Origin of the sequence: Orbus hercynius (assembly GCF_003634275.1) — a bacterium.
Classification (GTDB): Bacteria; Pseudomonadota; Gammaproteobacteria; order Enterobacterales; family Orbaceae; genus Orbus; species Orbus hercynius.
Map to the genome: position 1 here is coordinate 245,331 of NZ_RBWY01000003.1, position 16,816 is coordinate 262,146.

General features: G+C 38.3%; 17 protein-coding genes, 1 riboswitch and 1 other annotated feature (1 of these 19 running past the window's edge). Of the genes, 14 read left to right on the top strand and 3 right to left on the bottom strand.

Annotation, left to right across the window (positions count from 1 at the left end; translation table 11 throughout):
- Nucleotides 1–49 (top strand) — a sequence feature (Phe leader region); it begins 68 nt to the left of the window's first position.
- Nucleotides 50–134: 85 nt separating this feature from the next.
- From pheS to DES39_RS08780, 6 genes are all read left to right on the top strand, one after another.
- Entirely contained in the window at nt 135–1,118 is a 984-nt protein-coding gene (gene pheS, locus DES39_RS08755; protein ID WP_121145399.1) for a phenylalanine--tRNA ligase subunit alpha, read from the top strand.
- Nucleotides 1,119–1,134: 16 nt separating this feature from the next.
- Nucleotides 1,135–3,522, top strand: a complete 2,388-nt coding sequence (gene pheT, locus DES39_RS08760; RefSeq protein ID WP_121145400.1) for a phenylalanine--tRNA ligase subunit beta — start codon at nt 1,135–1,137, stop codon at nt 3,520–3,522.
- Nucleotides 3,523–3,527: 5 nt separating this feature from the next.
- Nucleotides 3,528–3,821: an integration host factor subunit alpha gene (locus DES39_RS08765; protein ID WP_121145401.1), complete on the top strand. Its 294-nt coding sequence runs from the start codon at nt 3,528–3,530 to the stop codon at nt 3,819–3,821.
- A gap of 47 nt (nt 3,822–3,868) precedes the next feature.
- A riboswitch (PreQ1 riboswitch) is annotated at nt 3,869–3,913 on the top strand.
- A gap of 2 nt (nt 3,914–3,915) precedes the next feature.
- A complete protein-coding gene (gene queF / locus DES39_RS08770; protein ID WP_121145402.1) occupies nt 3,916–4,398 on the top strand; it encodes a preQ(1) synthase in 483 nt (160 codons plus the stop codon).
- Between the two features lie 25 nt (nt 4,399–4,423).
- Nucleotides 4,424–5,092, top strand: a complete 669-nt coding sequence (queC, locus tag DES39_RS08775; RefSeq protein WP_121145453.1) for a 7-cyano-7-deazaguanine synthase QueC — start codon at nt 4,424–4,426, stop codon at nt 5,090–5,092.
- Between the two features lie 52 nt (nt 5,093–5,144).
- Nucleotides 5,145–5,798 carry a 7-cyano-7-deazaguanine/7-aminomethyl-7-deazaguanine transporter gene (locus DES39_RS08780; RefSeq protein ID WP_121145403.1) on the top strand — a complete coding sequence of 218 codons (654 nt, stop codon included), beginning with the start codon at nt 5,145–5,147 and terminating at the stop codon, nt 5,796–5,798.
- Between the two features lie 52 nt (nt 5,799–5,850).
- On the opposite strand, the gene fis is transcribed toward DES39_RS08780, so the two are convergent.
- Nucleotides 5,851–6,147 (bottom strand): DNA-binding transcriptional regulator Fis, encoded by a 297-nt coding sequence (fis, locus tag DES39_RS08785; RefSeq protein ID WP_121145404.1) that lies wholly within the window; start codon nt 6,145–6,147, stop codon nt 5,851–5,853.
- 24 nt (nt 6,148–6,171) lie between these two features.
- Nucleotides 6,172–7,122: a tRNA dihydrouridine synthase DusB gene (dusB, locus tag DES39_RS08790; RefSeq protein WP_281271088.1), complete on the bottom strand. Its 951-nt coding sequence runs from the start codon at nt 7,120–7,122 to the stop codon at nt 6,172–6,174.
- Between the two features lie 475 nt (nt 7,123–7,597).
- On the opposite strand from dusB, the gene cmk reads away from it, so the two are divergent.
- The 8 genes from cmk to aroD all read left to right on the top strand — a co-directional run bounded on the left by cmk (nt 7,598) and on the right by aroD (nt 15,900).
- Nucleotides 7,598–8,284, top strand: coding sequence for a (d)CMP kinase (gene cmk / locus DES39_RS08795; protein ID WP_121145405.1), 687 nt, complete (start codon nt 7,598–7,600; stop codon nt 8,282–8,284).
- Nucleotides 8,285–8,381: 97 nt separating this feature from the next.
- The gene (gene rpsA, locus DES39_RS08800) at nt 8,382–10,064 is read left to right on the top strand and encodes a 30S ribosomal protein S1 (RefSeq protein ID WP_121145406.1); all 1,683 of its coding nucleotides are present in this window, start codon (nt 8,382–8,384) and stop codon (nt 10,062–10,064) included.
- 142 nt (nt 10,065–10,206) lie between these two features.
- Entirely contained in the window at nt 10,207–10,491 is a 285-nt protein-coding gene (locus DES39_RS08805) for an integration host factor subunit beta (protein WP_121145407.1), read from the top strand.
- Between the two features lie 449 nt (nt 10,492–10,940).
- Nucleotides 10,941–11,771 (top strand): shikimate dehydrogenase, encoded by an 831-nt coding sequence (gene aroE / locus DES39_RS08815; RefSeq protein ID WP_121145409.1) that lies wholly within the window; start codon nt 10,941–10,943, stop codon nt 11,769–11,771.
- A 283-nt stretch (nt 11,772–12,054) separates the two neighbouring features.
- Complete coding sequence (gene aroL / locus DES39_RS08820) at nt 12,055–12,570, top strand: shikimate kinase AroL (protein WP_121145410.1); 516 nt, start codon at nt 12,055–12,057, stop codon at nt 12,568–12,570.
- A gap of 303 nt (nt 12,571–12,873) precedes the next feature.
- Entirely contained in the window at nt 12,874–14,070 is a 1,197-nt protein-coding gene (locus DES39_RS08825; protein WP_121145411.1) for an MFS transporter, read from the top strand.
- Between the two features lie 90 nt (nt 14,071–14,160).
- Nucleotides 14,161–15,033 carry a shikimate dehydrogenase gene (locus tag DES39_RS08830; protein ID WP_121145412.1) on the top strand — a complete coding sequence of 291 codons (873 nt, stop codon included), beginning with the start codon at nt 14,161–14,163 and terminating at the stop codon, nt 15,031–15,033.
- A gap of 102 nt (nt 15,034–15,135) precedes the next feature.
- The gene (aroD, locus tag DES39_RS08835; protein WP_121145455.1) at nt 15,136–15,900 is read left to right on the top strand and encodes a type I 3-dehydroquinate dehydratase; all 765 of its coding nucleotides are present in this window, start codon (nt 15,136–15,138) and stop codon (nt 15,898–15,900) included.
- A gap of 98 nt (nt 15,901–15,998) precedes the next feature.
- Here the strand turns inward: aroD and DES39_RS08840 are convergent, their stop codons facing one another.
- Entirely contained in the window at nt 15,999–16,634 is a 636-nt protein-coding gene (locus DES39_RS08840) for a DUF421 domain-containing protein (RefSeq protein ID WP_121145413.1), read from the bottom strand.
- Between the last annotated feature and the right edge of the window lie 182 nt (nt 16,635–16,816).

Genomic DNA, 16,816 nt, shown 5'->3' on the forward strand with positions numbered 1-16,816 from the left:
ATGAAAACGAAAACGAATTGTAAAGGCCTCAGTTAGAGGCTTTTTTTTTATCAAACGTTTATAAATTAAGTCAAATAGTTAAATCAAGATCACTCGATAAAAAGAGTAACCCAAATTAATATAAAGAGGATGCTATGTCTCAGTTAATTGAATTGGTAGACAAAGCCAAATTGGCGATTGAAAAAGCAAAAGATATTAATACCATCGAACAAATTCGTGTCGAGTATTTAGGTAAGAAAGGCTATTTTACATTGCAAATGGCTTCACTACGTGATGTACCTGCTGAGGAGCGACCTGCTGTTGGGCAAAAAATTAATGATGCTAAACAAGACGTTGTTACTGCATTAAACCATAAAAAAAACTATTTCGAGCAAGAAATTCTAAATGCTAAATTAGCGAATGAAACAATCGATGTGACATTACCTGGTAAAAAAATGGCGGCTGGCGGCTTGCATCCGGTTACAATGACTATCAATCGCTTAGTGGATTTCTTCGGTAAACTCGGTTTTGTGGTCGAAACGGGTCCTGAAATTGAAGATGACTACCATAATTTTGATGCACTAAATATTCCTGCGCATCATCCTGCTCGTGCTGATCATGACACATTTTGGTTTGATGCCAATCGGCTGCTTCGTACGCAAACATCAACCGTACAAATTCGTACAATGGAAAAGCAGCAGCCACCAATTCGTATTATTGCGCCTGGCCGTACTTATCGCAATGATTATGATCAAACTCATACGCCAATGTTCCATCAAATGGAAGGTTTGCTCATTGATAAAGACATTAGCTTTACTCACTTAAAAGGACTATTACATGATTTTCTTCACTGTTTCTTTGAAGATGACATGGAAATTCGTTTTAGACCCGGTTATTTTCCCTTTACCGAACCTTCAGCTGAAGTGGATATTAAAGCGAAGAATGGTAAATGGTTAGAGGTGCTTGGTTGTGGTATGGTGCACCCTAATGTATTACGTAATGTTGGTATTGATCCTGATGTTTATAGCGGGTTTGCTTTCGGGATGGGAATGGAGCGTTTAACGATGCTGCGCTATGGCGTGACAGATTTACGTTCATTTTTTGAAAATGACTTACGCTTTTTAAAACAATTTAATTAATCAGGGAGAACCAAACATGAAATTTAGTGAAAGCTGGCTACGTGAATGGGTAAACCCAAATATTCGTAGCGAACAATTATCGGATCAGCTAACAATGGCAGGTCTTGAAGTTGACGGCATTGAAAAAATTGCCGGCGATTTTAGCGGTGTGGTTATTGGTAAAGTGGTTGAGTGTGAGCAGCACCCAAATGCCGATAAATTACGTGTTACCAAAGTGGATATTGGTCAAGACACCTTATTGAATATTGTCTGTGGTGCACCAAATTGTCGAAAAGGGCTTGTGGTTGCTTGTGCCACAATTGGCGCAGTTTTGCCGGGCGATTTTCAGATTAAAGCGGCCAAATTACGTGGCGAGCCTTCGGAAGGAATGCTGTGTTCCTACTCAGAATTAGGTATTGCCGATGATCATAATGGTATTATTGAATTACCGGAAGATGCACCATTAGGTGAAGATATTCGCCAATATTTAAAACTCAATGATAACGCAATTGAAATTAGTGTGACGCCTAACCGCGCTGATTGTTTTGGTATTATCGGTATCGCGCGTGATATTTCTGCCGTTAATAATATCAATGTTACTGAGCCTGAGTTTAAAGTTTCACCGGCCACCATTAATGATCAAATTAGTATCAAAGTATTGGAACCTGAAGCTGCACCAAGATATTTAGGTCGCGTAGTTAAAGGTATTAATGTTAAAGCGGCAACGCCATTATGGATGAAAGAGAAACTGCGTCGCAGTGGCATTCGCTCAATTGATGCGGTCGTTGATATTACCAATTATGTTTTACTTGAATTGGGTCACCCAATGCATGCTTTTGATCTGCAAAAGATTACGGGCGGTATTACGGTCCGATATGGTAATCCGCAAGAAAAATTAACCTTACTTGATGGTAATGAAATTGAGATTAAAGCCAATACTTTAGTGATTGCGGATGATCAAAAAGCGCTAGCGTTAGCGGGGATATTTGGTGGAAAAGAGTCAGGTGTATCATCTGATACGCAAGATATTTTACTTGAAGCGGCTTTCTTTTCACCGTTGGTTATTGCTGGTAAAGCGCGCGAATATGGATTACATACTGATGCATCGCATCGTTATGAGCGCGGCGTCGATCCGGCTTTACAACATAAAGCCATGGAGCGAGCAACGGAATTAGTTTTAGCGATGTGTGGTGGAGAAGCTGGACCGATCATTGATGTCACAGCACCAAACTCAATGCCGCAGCAAGCAACGATCTCACTACATCGTGACAAAATCGATCGATTAATTGGCTACCATATTGATGGCCACCGTATTGAAGATATTCTTACCAAATTAGGTTGTGACGTGGTATCACACGATAACGTTTGGCAAGTGACTGCGCCAACTTGGCGATTTGATATTCAAATTGAAGAAGATTTGGTTGAAGAAGTGGCGCGAATCTATGGTTACAATAATATTCCAAATCAGAATTTGAATATTGAAATCGTGATGCAACCAAACTCTGAAACGAATATTCCATTAAAACGTGTCAAAGATTTATTGGTTGATCGTGGCTATCAAGAAGCGGTGACTTATAGCTTTGTGGATCCAAAAATTCAATCATTATTACATCCAAGTCAAGATGCAATGAGATTACCTAATCCTATTTCAACTGAGATGTCAGTGATGCGATTATCACTTTGGAGCGGATTACTGAGTGCGGCTATATACAATCAAAATAGGCAGCAACAACGCGTACGCTTATTTGAAACCGGACTTAGATTTGTGCCTGATGAACATGCTGACCTCGGTATCAAACAAGAAACTATGCTAGCGGGTATAATTACGGGTAATCTATATGATGAACATTGGTCGATTCCTAAACAGCCAGCTGATTTTTTTGATTTAAAGGGCGATATTGAAGCGATTTTGGCAATGTCAGGGATTAATGAATCGATCCAGTTCAAGAAATCCCAAAATCCGGCTTTACATCCAGGGCAAAATGCGGCTTTATATATTAAAAACGAATTAGTGGGTTATTTAGGTGTATTGCACCCAGAGATTGAAAATAAATTGGGTTTAAATAGTAAAGCGCTTGTGTTTGAATTGATTTTAGATAAAATTAGTCATAAGCAAGTTCCGTCAGCCGGTGATATTTCGAAGTATCCTGCTAACAGACGAGATATTGCAATTATTGTTGATAAGTGTGTATGCGCAGCTGATATTTTAAATACCTGTAAAATCATCGGTGGTGAAAAGCTAGTTGATGTTAATTTATTTGATATGTATCAAGGAAGCAACATCAAAGAAGGTCAAAAAAGTTTGGCTATCAGTTTGATATTGCAAGATAAAACGCGTACACTAGAAGATGAAGATATAAATAATATTGTAAGCCAGTGTATCACTGCATTACAGAATCGTTTTAAAGCCTTATTAAGAGAATAATAACTATGACATTAACGAAAGCGGATATCGCAGAAAGTCTAACAGAGAAACTTAATATAGATAGACAAGAAGCCAAAGTTCTTGTTGAGCTTTTCTTCGAGGAGATTAGAGTTGCCTTAGAAAAAGGTGAAATAGTGAAATTATCTGGATTTGGAAATTTTACTGTTCGTGATAAAAACTCTCGCCCAGGCCGAAATCCTAAAACGGGTGAAAATGTTGCTATTACAGCTCGTCGAGTCGTCACGTTTCGTCCCGGCATTAAGTTTCGAGAACGTATTGAACAGAACTTGAAAGCTTAATTGTTGTTATAATTATTGGAAAGCACTGATATTATTAGTGCTTTTTTTGATCTGTGGTTCGTAATCCCCCCACATAAAAAAACTAAGGAACACTATGAGTACCCATCACAATCTAGCTTTATTGGGCGATAAGTCAGCCCGTTATTTAATTGATTATACCCCTGATGTATTAGAAACTTTTGATAATAAACATTTAAATAATGACTATTTTGTCAAATTTAATTGCCCAGAATTCACCAGCCTTTGTCCTGTAACAGGACAACCTGATTTTGCCTCTATCTACATCGCTTATGTTCCGAATATCAAAATGGTGGAGAGTAAATCATTAAAGTTTTATCTATTTAGTTTTCGTAATCATGGCGCTTTTCACGAAGACTGCATTAATATTATTATGCAGGATCTCATTGCGTTGATGGATCCTAAATATATTGAAGTTTGGGGTAAATTTACACCTCGAGGCGGTATTTCAATCGATCCTTATGCCAATTATGGTAAGCCTAATACGCGCTGGCAAGATATTGCTGTAAACCGATTAGCCAATCACGATCTCTATCCAGAGAATATTGATAATCGTTAATTCATTTTACTACCGTGATAATATGATGACACAAAATAAAAAGGCTTTAGTGATCTTTTCTGGTGGTCAGGACTCGACTACTTGCCTAATACAAGCCATTAAGCATTATGGAGCTAACCAAGTTGAAGCGATCAGTTTTAATTACGGTCAGCGGCATAAAGTTGAGTTAGAGTGTGCGGTTGCTATTACAAAACACTTCGGTGTTGGGCACACAATTATTGATACAGTCACATTACAACAGACAACGCATAATGCTTTACTTGATAATACATGCCAGGTTTCAGCAGCTAAAGACGATGAAAAATATCCCAATACGTTTGTTGATGGACGCAATGCCTTATTTTTATTATTAGCCGGGTGCCATGCTAAGCAAAAAGGGATACATGATATTATTCTTGGCGTCTGTGAAACCGACTACAGTGGTTATCCTGATTGCCGGGATATCTTTGTAAAATCAATGAATGTCACGATGAATTTAGCAATGGATTATCCATTTAATCTCATTACGCCGCTAATGTACCTCACTAAAGCTCAGACTTGGGCACTTGCTGATGACTTGGGCTATTTAGATTATGTGAAGCACAATACGCATACATGCTATAACGGGACAATTAATGGTTGTGGTCACTGCCCAAGTTGTTTATTACGGCAACAAGGTCTGAGCGAGTATTTACAACAAAAACGTAACAATTAGTAATGGATTTTATGGGTTCCCTAACCCCATAGTTGATAAAAAAGGATAATATATGTATTTATTTACCGCTAAACAAAAGCAAACAGCGCTATATCAATTAAGTTTTTTTCATATTCTCATAATTGCATCAAGCAATTATCTAGTGCAGATTCCCTTTACTATTTTTGGTATGAGCACTACTTGGGGAGCATTTACCTTTCCTTTTATTTTTTTAACTACCGATTTGACCATTCGTATATTCGGGGCGAGTTTAGCAAGAAAAATTATCTTTTTTGTGATGATGCCTGCTTTATTATTATCATACGCGGTATCCGTACTTTTTTTCGATGGCCACTGGTTAGGTATGTCAGCACTAGCTGATTTTAATCTATTTGTCTTTCGAATCGCGTTAGCAAGTTTTGCCGCTTACTTTGTCGGACAGCTTATGGATATTACGGTGTTTAGTTATTTACGACGTAATAGCCGGTGGTGGCTTGCACCATCTGCCGCAGCGGTTGCCGGTAATGCGATTGATACATTTATCTTTTTTAGTATTGCATTTTATCGTAGTAGTGATGAATTTATGTCAAGCCACTGGGTTGAAATTGCCTGCTTAGATTATGGGTTTAAATTATTAATCTGTGGGCTTTTCTTTTTGCCGTTATATGGTGTTTTGCTAAATTTCTTATTAAATAAATTATCAAGAAACCATCAAATTGCGCCATAAAAAATGGCGCTAACTGCGCCCATTTTGATAATATAACATCTACAATCTGCTATTAACTCATTCCGTATTGTTTTAATTTTTTACGTAATGTACCTCGGTTAATTCCTAGCATATTTGCAGCACGAGTTTGATTCCCACGAGTATACTGCATGACCATATCAAGAAAGGGTTGCTCAACTTCTGCTAAAACAAGTTCATAAAGATCGGTTGGATCTTGGCCATTTAACTGCGATAAATAATTTCTAAGGGCTTGTTTAACAGAATCTCTTAATGGTTTTTGAGTGATCTGTTCTTGAGAATTTACCGTTGTAAATTTTAATGCTTCAGCTGTAACACGAATATCTGACATAGTATTTTTGACTCTTAACTGTAATTATACGAAAAATGCTTCTAGTGCATCGATCTGCTGCTCAGCATCATCAATTGCACTAAATAAGCGCCTAAAATGATCACTATTTTCACAATTTTTGGTATACCAAAAAACATGTTTTCTAGCAATCTGCAATCCTTTCCTTTCCCCATAAAATTGGTGGAGATATTTAATATGTTGTATAGTAATTAGCTTGATTTCATCAATACTTTTTTCTGGCTTTAGTTTTCCATGTTTGCAATAAAACGCGATATCTTCAAATATCCACGGCCTGCCTTGCGTCGCTCGGCCAAGCATGATAGCGTCTGCATTGGTATATTGAAAAACTTCTTCTGCCTTTTCTGGGCTCGTTATGTCCCCATTTGCAATAACCGGTATTGTAACGTGTTCTTTTACCGCTTTTATTGAATCATATTCAGCCGATCCCTTAAATAAACACGCTCGGGTTCTGCCATGAATGGTGATGGCTTTTATACCACACTTTTCAGCAATTTGTGCGATATTTATACAATTTTTGTGAGCCTTATCCCAGCCAGTACGTATTTTTAATGTCACGGGAACATTAACTGATTGTACCACTTTTAGCAAAATAGCTTCTACTAGTTCAGGGTATTGTAATAGCGCTGATCCTGCTAGTTTTTTGTTCACTTTTTTTGCCGGACAACCCATATTGATATCAATCAGTTGTGCGCCTTGATTGACATTGAGCACCGCCGTCTTAGCCATTTCATCAGGATCACTCCCGACAATCTGGACAGCTTTGATTCCTAATTCCTCTGTGCTGGCCATTTTTTGTAGAGACTGCTCAGTATTCCATATTTGCGAATTAGCCAAAAACATCTCTGAAAATGCCAGACCTGCACCAAACTGATAACATAATGAACGAAAAGGTAAATCAGAAATTCCTGCCATTGGGGCAGCAATCAGACGATTCTTAATCGTTAAATTAGCAATATTGAATGATTCAGATAGCACACAAAAGTCCTCTTTAAGGGCGCGTATATTACGCACTTTTTTTTGAACTGAAAAGAGGGTAAAGTTAAAATAACTTAATTTTGATGATATTTTTTTATTATTTACATGATTTGTAATGTATTTTTTATCAGCTTTATCCGATTTAAATGTGAACTTGTAGTGGCTTGTGACAAAATTTTTAACTGAGGTAATAACAAAAAATACAATCAGTTGCCTATTATTAAATGACAATTAGCGTCTCATTATCGCGCGACTTAGTGTTGCCATTATTATGATATTTGTTACTTTTGTCATATAATTATTAGCATAGATGTTGATTTTGCCGGTGGGTTATTTACAATTGCTGGTATGATATTGCATCAGGACAAACGGTGACTGCGGTTGACCTCATGTGCTGCACTTAAGTTGGATATAAAATAACCTCACAATCAATTTTAACTATAATGGTAATACAATGACATTAGAACAAATTCCTGTTATTGCCGTGGACGGCCCAAGTGGCGTGGGTAAAGGTACATTATCTGTCTCACTTGCTCAGCATTTAAATTGGCATCTGCTCGATTCGGGAGCGATTTATCGTGTTTTAGCCTTATCGGCAATTCATCATCACGTTGCATTAGATGATGAGAAGGCACTTGCACAACATGCATCAGTTTTACCACTTGAATTTAAAACGGTTAATGATTGCGTGCAGATATTACTTAATAAAACTGATGTGTCTGGCGAAATTCGCATGCAAGAGATGGGTGAAGCAGCCTCAAAAATTGCTTCACTACCGAAAGTCAGAGAAGCGCTACTCAAAAGGCAGCGTGATTTTAGAACCTTACCAGGATTGGTTGCTGATGGACGTGATATGGGGACCGTAGTATTTTGTGATGCCCCTGTCAAACTTTTTCTTGAGGCTAGCGCGCACTCTAGAGCAGAAAGGCGAATGAAACAGTTGCAAGAAAAAGGAATTTGTGCTAAATTCGGCGAAATTTTGCAAGAAATTACCGAGCGTGATGAACGTGATCGTACTCGAGCCGTTGCGCCGTTAAAGCCTGCAGCTGATGCCTACTTGATTGATTCAACTAATTTAACGATTGAGCAAGTCTTTCAGCAAGCATTGCAGTTTATTAAAAGTAAAATTGAACTGAAATAATTTTTTAAGCTTTATCATAGGACTTGATAGAGTATTGCGAACAACCCCATTGGGCATGAAGCTAGATGGACGTTAATATAACCTTAAAGTAAATAATATGACTGAATCTTTTGCTCAACTCTTTGAAGAGTCTTTAAATCAACTTGATACGCGTTCTGGTAATATGATCCGTGGTACTGTCGTTGCCATCGATAAAGATGTAGTGTTAGTTGATGCTGGTTTAAAATCTGAATCAGCAATCCCAGTAGAGCAGTTTAAAAATGCACAAGGCGAATTAGAAGTTCAAGTGGGCGATGAAGTTGATGTTGTCCTAGACTCTATTGAAGACGGCTTTGGCGAAACAATCCTTTCTCGTGAAAAAGCGAAACGTCATGAAGCGTGGCTAACATTAGAAAAAGCTGTTGAAGATGCAGCGACTGTATTAGGTATTATCAATGGTAAAGTCAAAGGCGGCTTTACGGTTGATCTAAATGGCGTTCGTGCCTTCCTTCCGGGTTCATTAGTTGATGTGCGTCCATTACGTGACACTTCTCATATTGAAAACCGTGAAATCGAACTTAAAGTCATTAAATTAGACCAAAAACGTAATAATGTTGTGGTTTCACGCCGCGCTGTTATTGAATCTGAAAGTAGTGCAGAACGTGAACAACTTCTTGAAACACTACAAGAAGGTTCAGAAGTTAAAGGTGTCATTAAAAATCTTACTGATTACGGTGCCTTTGTTGATCTTGGTGGTGTGGATGGCTTACTTCATATTACCGATATGGCTTGGAAACGTGTTAAACATCCAAGTGAAGTGGTTGAAGTTGGACAAGAAATTCTTGTTAAAGTATTAAAATTTGATCGTGAGCGTTCACGTGTTTCGCTTGGCTTAAAACAATTAGGCGAAGATCCATGGGTGTCAATTGCTAAACGTTACCCAGAAGGTACACGCGTAACAGGTAAAGTGACTAACCTTACTGATTATGGTTGTTTTGTTGAAATCGAAACTGGTGTGGAAGGTTTAGTTCACGTTTCTGAAATGGATTGGACTAACAAAAACATTCATCCATCTAAAGTTGTTAGCCTAGGTGATGTTGTTGAAGTTGTGGTACTTGAAATTGATGAAGAACGTCGTCGTATTTCGCTTGGCCTTAAACAATGTAAAGCAAACCCATGGTTACAATTTGCTGAATCACACAACAAAAATGATAAAGTTAGCGGTAAAATCAAATCAATCACTGATTTCGGTATCTTCATCGGTTTAGATGGTGGTATTGATGGTCTAGTTCATCTTTCTGATATCTCTTGGAATATGCCAGGTGAAGAAGCGGTTAAAGCATATAAGAAAGGCGATGATATTGAAGCTGTTGTGTTACAAGTTGACGCAGAACGTGAACGTATCTCTTTAGGTGTTAAACAACTAGAAGAAGATCCGTTTAATAATTTTGCGGGTAACTACAAAAAAGGCATGATTGTTAAAGGTAAAGTAACCTCAGTTGATGCAAAAGGTGCAACAATTGAAATTGCTGAAGGCGTTGATGGTTACTTAAAAGCACAAGATCTTGCTCGTGAGCGTATTGAAGATGCATCGACAGTATTAAGCATCGGCGATGAAGTTGAAGCGAAGATTGTGAACATTGATCGTAAAACGCGTTCAATTTCATTATCTGTTAAAGCAAAAGATGAAGCTGATGAAAAAGAAGCGCTAGCGGCAGTTAATAATACGCCTGCTCAAGACGATTCATCATTCTCTAATGCAATGGCAGAAGCCTTTAAGGCTGCATCTAAATCTGAATAATTGTTCGATTTAGATACCTTATACGGTTCGTTGTATATTAAATTAAAAGAGGGCTTGCCCTCTTTTGTTTTTGTTATAAAATGAGTCAGACGATTGTATAATTTTGGTCGCTTTACTAAATTATATAAATAAAGGAGCTTTCATGAACAGATCAGATTTAACCGAAAAAATAGCAAACTGGCGTACACATCTTCCTGTTCAATTAGTTGATGAAGCGGTACGCGACATCATTGAACAAATTACTGTTGCAATGGAAACTAATAATCGCGTTGAAATTCGCGGATTTGGTAGCTTTGCCTTAAACTATCGAGCTCCACGTAAGGCAAGAAACCCAAGAACAGGTGGGCAAGTTGAGGTTAAACAAAAATATATTCCTCACTTTAAATCAGGTAAAGAACTGAGAGAACGCGTTAACAAAAGTAAATAATCTTGGTTAATAACGATGTTTTAAATTAGAGCACTGCGTAGGTAGTGCTTTTTTGTTTGTATTATTAGTCAATGATTTATTCTATGCCTTGCCTTAAGATTAGGCGTATTTTTACAATCAGCTGTTGTTAAATGGTATAAATAGTGTTAAAAACGCTACCTATAACAGAAATATCTATTAAGCAATCACATTAGTCATGCTCCATAACTCAATGAACAAAGATGTCGGCATTAGGCTATTTCAATGCAGCGTATAATGTAGAACCGATAAATAGCCCGAATGACTACTTAACACAAATATGGCATTATCATCGTTATCTAGGAATATATTATAAGCGTAATATTGTTAAAATTGGCCGTGACCATAGTCTAAAGGGGCTTAATCCTATGCGCCGGTTCTATTGGCAAGCATGATGGTGTGCGACATTTTGATAAAAAAGGAATATTTATATGAGTCAATTCAAACCTTATAACATTTATGGCATCATTGGTTACCCTTTAGGGCAAACGCTTAGCCCACTCATTCATACTACATCATTCAAAGATCACAATATCCCAGCGGTATTAATTGCATGGCCAACCCCACCAGATGAAGTTGAAAGTTTTATTAAATCAGTTCGGTTACTCAATATTCGTGGCTGCTGTGTGACGATTCCTCATAAACAAACGGTGATCCCATTTTTAGATGAAGTTACTGATCGTGTTAAAAAAGTTGGTGCAGCGAATTTAATATATTGGGATGGTGATAAATTATGTGGCGATAACACCGATGTGAAAGGTTTTATGGCGCCGTTAGAGCGAGAGCCATTACCAAACGAGTATCAAAAAGTGTTATTACTGGGGGCTGGCGGTGCAGCTAGAGCTGCCGTGGTTGGATTACAGCTATTAGGCTATACCGATATTACCGTTGCTAATATGACTTATCATTCATCACTCACTTTAGCGCAAGAGTTTAATTTAAAAACGATTCCTTGGCATGAACGTGGTCAAGTTGAAGCACACATTATTGTTAATTCAACGCCACTTGGTATGTTGGGTAAATTTGAGGCAGATACACCATATAATGCCGAGTGGTTTAAAGGTAAAGGCGTGGCTTATGATATTGTCTATACCCCTAATGATACTCGATTTCGATTAGAGGCTGAAAAGGCCGGTTGGCAGTCAATTTCAGGTATTGGCATGTTTCTTGGGCAAGCGAATGAACAGTATAAAATCTGGACTGGCAATGATCTTTCTGCTAATGCTAAACAAGCAGTTATTGATGCGTTAGCAAAAAAATAGCAAGGCTTAAGTCGTTTATAGCAGTGACAATTTTCGTTAATAGCTTATTTAACATATTTTAAACCTACACATTGATTACGCTTGCAGCCAAGCTGAAATGTATCAATGTGCACACGTTAATGTATCTGCATCCAAGTGTAAACCTATCTTTACGTAATCTTTTTCTATCTACATGAAAAAAAACAAGATTAAATTTTAATCCTTGACTGTAAATATTGGTTGCAATTCTGACTATTATCAATAAGATGATAGTCCTATTTTTTAAATTTTCCGAGAATCAATCATGGATAACACGATTTATTTAGTTGGCGCAAGAGCGGCCGGTAAAACGACGATGGGTCGGTTACTTGCTGAAAAATTGAATTACACATTCATTGATACTGATGTTTATTTACTTGAGTCGACCAAACAAACAGTTGCCGAGATTGTTGAAAAAGAAGGTTGGGAAGGTTTTAGAGCGCGTGAGAGTCATGTTCTCACAGAGGTGTCATTACCGCGCCGTGTGATTGCGACAGGTGGCGGTATGGTACTTGCTGAGCAAAATCGTCAATTTATGGCGAAAATGGGTACGGTGCTTTTTCTCTCTGCGCCAGCTCAGGTGCTAGCCGCACGCTTGATGAAAGATCCCAATGTTGCTCAGCGTCCGTCATTAACCGGTTTATCGATTATTGAGGAAGTTGAAAAAGTGTTAGCTGATCGTCATCATTTGTACATGCACTCTGCCGATCATGTGATCAATGTGGATTGTGAAGAGGCGCAAATTTTAAGTCAGATATTAACGGCATTAAAACGGGTGTAATTGTTGACGTTGAGATAACCCGATATGGGGTTTTATGCGATATTAACAGTAATATGCTAGCACGCTAGCATACTTAATATGATGAAATTAATAAGATAAAAAATAGATCATTCATCGCTTGCTGATTTTGCTATTACATCGAAAAGGTCAATTAGTGCCTTTATAGCTTGAATTTTTCGTTTGAAAGTGAATTTTACTTTTTAATGAACCATCGACCTGAATAAGGTCTTTTTTGTGTAATAAATTATGCCCAGGCAATCAGCGTATTTTGTAAAACGAAATTGATAATGGAGTATATCGATAATGGACAATAACAAGGGGTGTTATGCTATTGCTGGTTCTATTTATGCAAATTATATTATTCAAAGCATTGCACTAGTCATTATTACCCAGTTTTCAATCGATCTATCAAGGCAACTTGATACCGATTTAATCGGTATTGGTTATGTTGCTTCGGGAATTGGGTTTGGCAAAATCTTTTTAATGTTTGCAGGGGGCGTGCTCTCTGATAAATTTGGCCGTAAACCGTTTATTTATGTCGGTATGTGTTGTTATCTGGTTTTCTTTATCGGTATGTTATTTTGTGACAATATTCATATAGCATTTGTACTGGCGATGTTTATTGGCGCGGGCAACTCATTTTTAGATACCGGATCAATGCCAGCCCTAACGGAGTGTTTTCCTCGTTCGGCTGGAACGGCAAGTGTCTTAATTAAATCCTTTATCTCGATGGGTACCTTAATTTTACCGTTTATTGTCACCTTTTTTCATAATAAAGACATTTGGTTCGGATATGCTTTTATTGGTTTTGTGGTGTATCTGCTCATTAACGGCTTAGTATTATCATCGAAAATATTCCCATCCAAACATACCGTGATTTGCGGCAATGTTGGCGATAATCATTACTATATTGGTCGGCCTAATATCTGGTTTGAAGGCGTGTGCTTAATGCTAATGGGCTTTACCACAACGGCGACATTTGTCATTATATTGCAATGGCTGCCGGCAATCGCTGAACAGGGAATTGGCATGGATGCGATGCAATCAAAACAGTTAATTAGCTATTACAGTATTGCCTCAATTATTTCCGTTTTTATCACCGCTTATGTGGTTAAAAAGATCCTAAAACCGATATACTGTATTATTATTCTGCCGTTATTATCTGCGGCGATATTGCTCGTTTTTTTATGTAATCTTACTGCTGAAATGAGCTTAATTGCTGCCATTGGTATGGGGTTCACCGCGGCCGGAGGCGTACTACAATTAACGCTAGTGGTGATGCAGCAGCTATTTCCTAATCGCAAAGGTTTTGCTGTCGGTACGATGTATACCATGAGCGGGTTATCATTTATTGTGATTCCTTTGATTGTGCCAAAACTGGTTATCGAGCAAGTCAGTTATGCCATTTTAGTCGACTTGGTGATGGCATTAGCTAGCGTTATATTAGGACTTGTTGTCTATTTACGCTTTAGAAAAGTGATTGATATGAATAAAATCTAAAGATTAACTCAATATTGAATTTAGGGGCGCGCATCAATTGCGTTAAACAGACACGATGAGTTGTAAATATTTAAATATAGGAACAAAGGAATGCGAGAAAATATTGATGGCCATTTTTTATTAATTGGATTAATGGCTTATCCTATCAGGCACAGTTTATCGCCTAAGATGCAAAATATTATTTATGCTAAACTTGATATTCCTTATGTCTATTTGGCTTTTGAAGTGACCCAAGATAAACTCGCTGACTGCGTAAAAGGCCTGCGTGCAATGGGGCTACGAGGCAGCGCGGTTTCGATGCCAAATAAGCAGGCCGTGTGCCAATATTTAGATAAACTCACCCCTGCGGTTGAATTAATTGGCGCATGCAATACGATATCCAATGATGACGGCATTTTAACCGGTTATAACACCGATGGCATGGGTTATATGCGCTCACTAAAAGAAGCCGGCGTGAAGGTGATTGGTCAAAAAATGACACTGCTTGGCGCAGGTGGGGCAGCGAGTGCAATTGCCGTACAAGCAGCGCTTGATGGTGTGAAAAGCATATCGATTTTTAATCAGCAAGATGAGTGTTATGACAAAATGGCTCAGATTGTTAAACGCATTAATGACAATACAGATTGCCAAGCCCGTATTTATGATTTAAATGATCAAACTAAGCTACGTCAAGAAATCGCCGAAAGCGTGGTACTTTGCCATGCAACCGGCGTTGGCATGAAACCGCTTGAAGGACAAAGCCTAATCACCGATGCCTCATTGCTAAGACCTGACTTAGTGGTGACCGATTGTATCTATAGCCCCAGAAAAACCAAATTACTTGAACTGGCGCAGGCACAAGGGTGTAAGATTTTAAATGGTATTGGTATGATGTTATGGCAAGGACACGCACAAATTAAAATTTGGACTGGTCAAGATGCGCCAATCGACTATGTCAAAGAAAAAATGGGCTTTAATGACTGATTTGCTGATAAGCAAACTGCGTATTTGATGCATAGGCACATAATGGTAGGCAAATGATAACGTCATCCATTTGCCGGTATGAGAACGAAAATGGGTGATCGCATGACAACAATTACAGTAAACGATTTAGAAATTGGCGCTGGCGCGCCTAAAATTATTGTGCCAGTGGTGGGTAAAACTTACGCCGCGTTGCTTGAGGAAGTGCATTTTCTACAGAATATTGATTTTGATATATTAGAGTGGCGAGTTGACCACTTCCAAGATGTCGCCGATATTGAACAAGTCAAACAAGCGGCGAGTCAAATCAAAGCGATTATGCACGATAAACCGATACTGATGACGTTTCGTACGGCAAATGAAGGTGGCGTCTACCCGGCAACTACCGAGTTTTACCTTAATCTTAATCGCCAGATGATCGCAAGCCGCTTAATTGATTTAGTTGATATTGAACTATTTATTGGTGATGAACAGGTGAAAGAGGTGGTGCGCTTTGCGCACCAACATCAGGTGATTGTCATCGCTTCTAATCATGATTTTGATAAAACCCCAAGTCAACATGAGATTGTCTCCCGTTTATGTAAAATGCAGGACTTAGGGGCTGACATTGCTAAAATTGCCGTGATGCCGCGTTCAACTAGCGATGTGTTAACACTGCTAGCGGCAACGGCTGAAATGAAAGAAGTGCACGCTAAAGTACCGTTAATTACCATGTCTATGGCCGCTAAAGGGGCGATTAGCCGCATTGCCGGCGAAACTTTTGGATCTGATTTAACGTTCGGTGCGGCAAAAAACGCATCGGCACCCGGTCAACTTGATGTGAAAGATTTACGGCAGATGCTAAACATCTTGCATCAAAGTTTAGCGTAATCAATATACACGGTTATCATTTGGCATGTAATAGGCTAATTATCATGCCAAATGATGACATTATTACCGATAATTAATACCATCTAGCATATGGGTTATTATTGGTGATAAGGATAGACCCATAGCCGATGATTATGTAATTCGGCTAAAAAGATATCGTCTAATACGTAGCCTTGCTGGGTGATTTCACTGATTAACCATTCCTTTGTTAGCGATAAACTATCAAGATTATTCTCATCAATGGTATGATTTTCAATAACGGTGACCGCCATATCCACATCGCCTTTTTTCACTACGGTCATTTGGCCATTATATTCAAACCAGACATTACTGAGTTCATTAATATTAGAATGACCACGTTGATGCAGGAGCATGATAAAATCACGCGTCGAAAGCTTTGCCTGAGCAAAATTTTCTGACAGAATTTGACCATTTTTCATCAGCGCAATGGACCTGCCATCTATCACATTTTTGACAAAATTGCGTTTGAATGACAAATAACGCACCAAAAGTAGCAGTCCGGCCCAGATACTGGCGGTAATAACTAATAGCGAAAGACTAATGGAAGGATTATAAAGCGGCCCACCAATGATCGCACCAAGCACCACATTACCCACCTGATCAAGCGCTGAAATCGGTGCAAGAGAACCTTTACCCGATAGATTGATGTAAATTAGTAAAATACAAAACGCAGCAGCCATTTTGATAATAATATTGAGATAAATGGAATCCATTTTGCGCTTCCTTCATACCGTTATTTAATTTAAACACTGTAATCAACAATCGCGATATTAGCAATATTGAAACGACTTTTAAATTGAGCTATAACCGTTAGGATCATTAATGTGTACCAGCATGACAAAAATTGTAATATTGATGTCACGCTGATGTTACGCCAGTAGCTTACTCTTGGTTT

Bases quoted from the DNA above. Each gene is read 5' to 3' on its own strand.
- DES39_RS08805 (WP_121145407.1), top strand. From the start codon at position 10,207: ATGAACAGATCAGATTTAACCGAAAAAATAGCAAACTGGCGTACACAT.
- fis (WP_121145404.1), bottom strand. From the start codon at position 6,147: ATGTCAGATATTCGTGTTACAGCTGAAGCATTAAAATTTACAACGGTA.
- pheS (WP_121145399.1), top strand. From the start codon at position 135: ATGTCTCAGTTAATTGAATTGGTAGACAAAGCCAAATTGGCGATTGAA.
- cmk (WP_121145405.1), top strand. From the start codon at position 7,598: ATGACATTAGAACAAATTCCTGTTATTGCCGTGGACGGCCCAAGTGGC.
- queF (WP_121145402.1), top strand. From the start codon at position 3,916: ATGAGTACCCATCACAATCTAGCTTTATTGGGCGATAAGTCAGCCCGT.
- DES39_RS08840 (WP_121145413.1), bottom strand. From the start codon at position 16,634: ATGGATTCCATTTATCTCAATATTATTATCAAAATGGCTGCTGCGTTT.
- DES39_RS08765 (WP_121145401.1), top strand. From the start codon at position 3,528: ATGACATTAACGAAAGCGGATATCGCAGAAAGTCTAACAGAGAAACTT.
- DES39_RS08830 (WP_121145412.1), top strand. From the start codon at position 14,161: ATGCGAGAAAATATTGATGGCCATTTTTTATTAATTGGATTAATGGCT.
- DES39_RS08780 (WP_121145403.1), top strand. From the start codon at position 5,145: ATGTATTTATTTACCGCTAAACAAAAGCAAACAGCGCTATATCAATTA.
- queC (WP_121145453.1), top strand. From the start codon at position 4,424: ATGACACAAAATAAAAAGGCTTTAGTGATCTTTTCTGGTGGTCAGGAC.
- aroD (WP_121145455.1), top strand. From the start codon at position 15,136: ATGACAACAATTACAGTAAACGATTTAGAAATTGGCGCTGGCGCGCCT.
- DES39_RS08825 (WP_121145411.1), top strand. From the start codon at position 12,874: ATGGACAATAACAAGGGGTGTTATGCTATTGCTGGTTCTATTTATGCA.
- aroL (WP_121145410.1), top strand. From the start codon at position 12,055: ATGGATAACACGATTTATTTAGTTGGCGCAAGAGCGGCCGGTAAAACG.
- pheT (WP_121145400.1), top strand. From the start codon at position 1,135: ATGAAATTTAGTGAAAGCTGGCTACGTGAATGGGTAAACCCAAATATT.
- aroE (WP_121145409.1), top strand. From the start codon at position 10,941: ATGAGTCAATTCAAACCTTATAACATTTATGGCATCATTGGTTACCCT.
- rpsA (WP_121145406.1), top strand. From the start codon at position 8,382: ATGACTGAATCTTTTGCTCAACTCTTTGAAGAGTCTTTAAATCAACTT.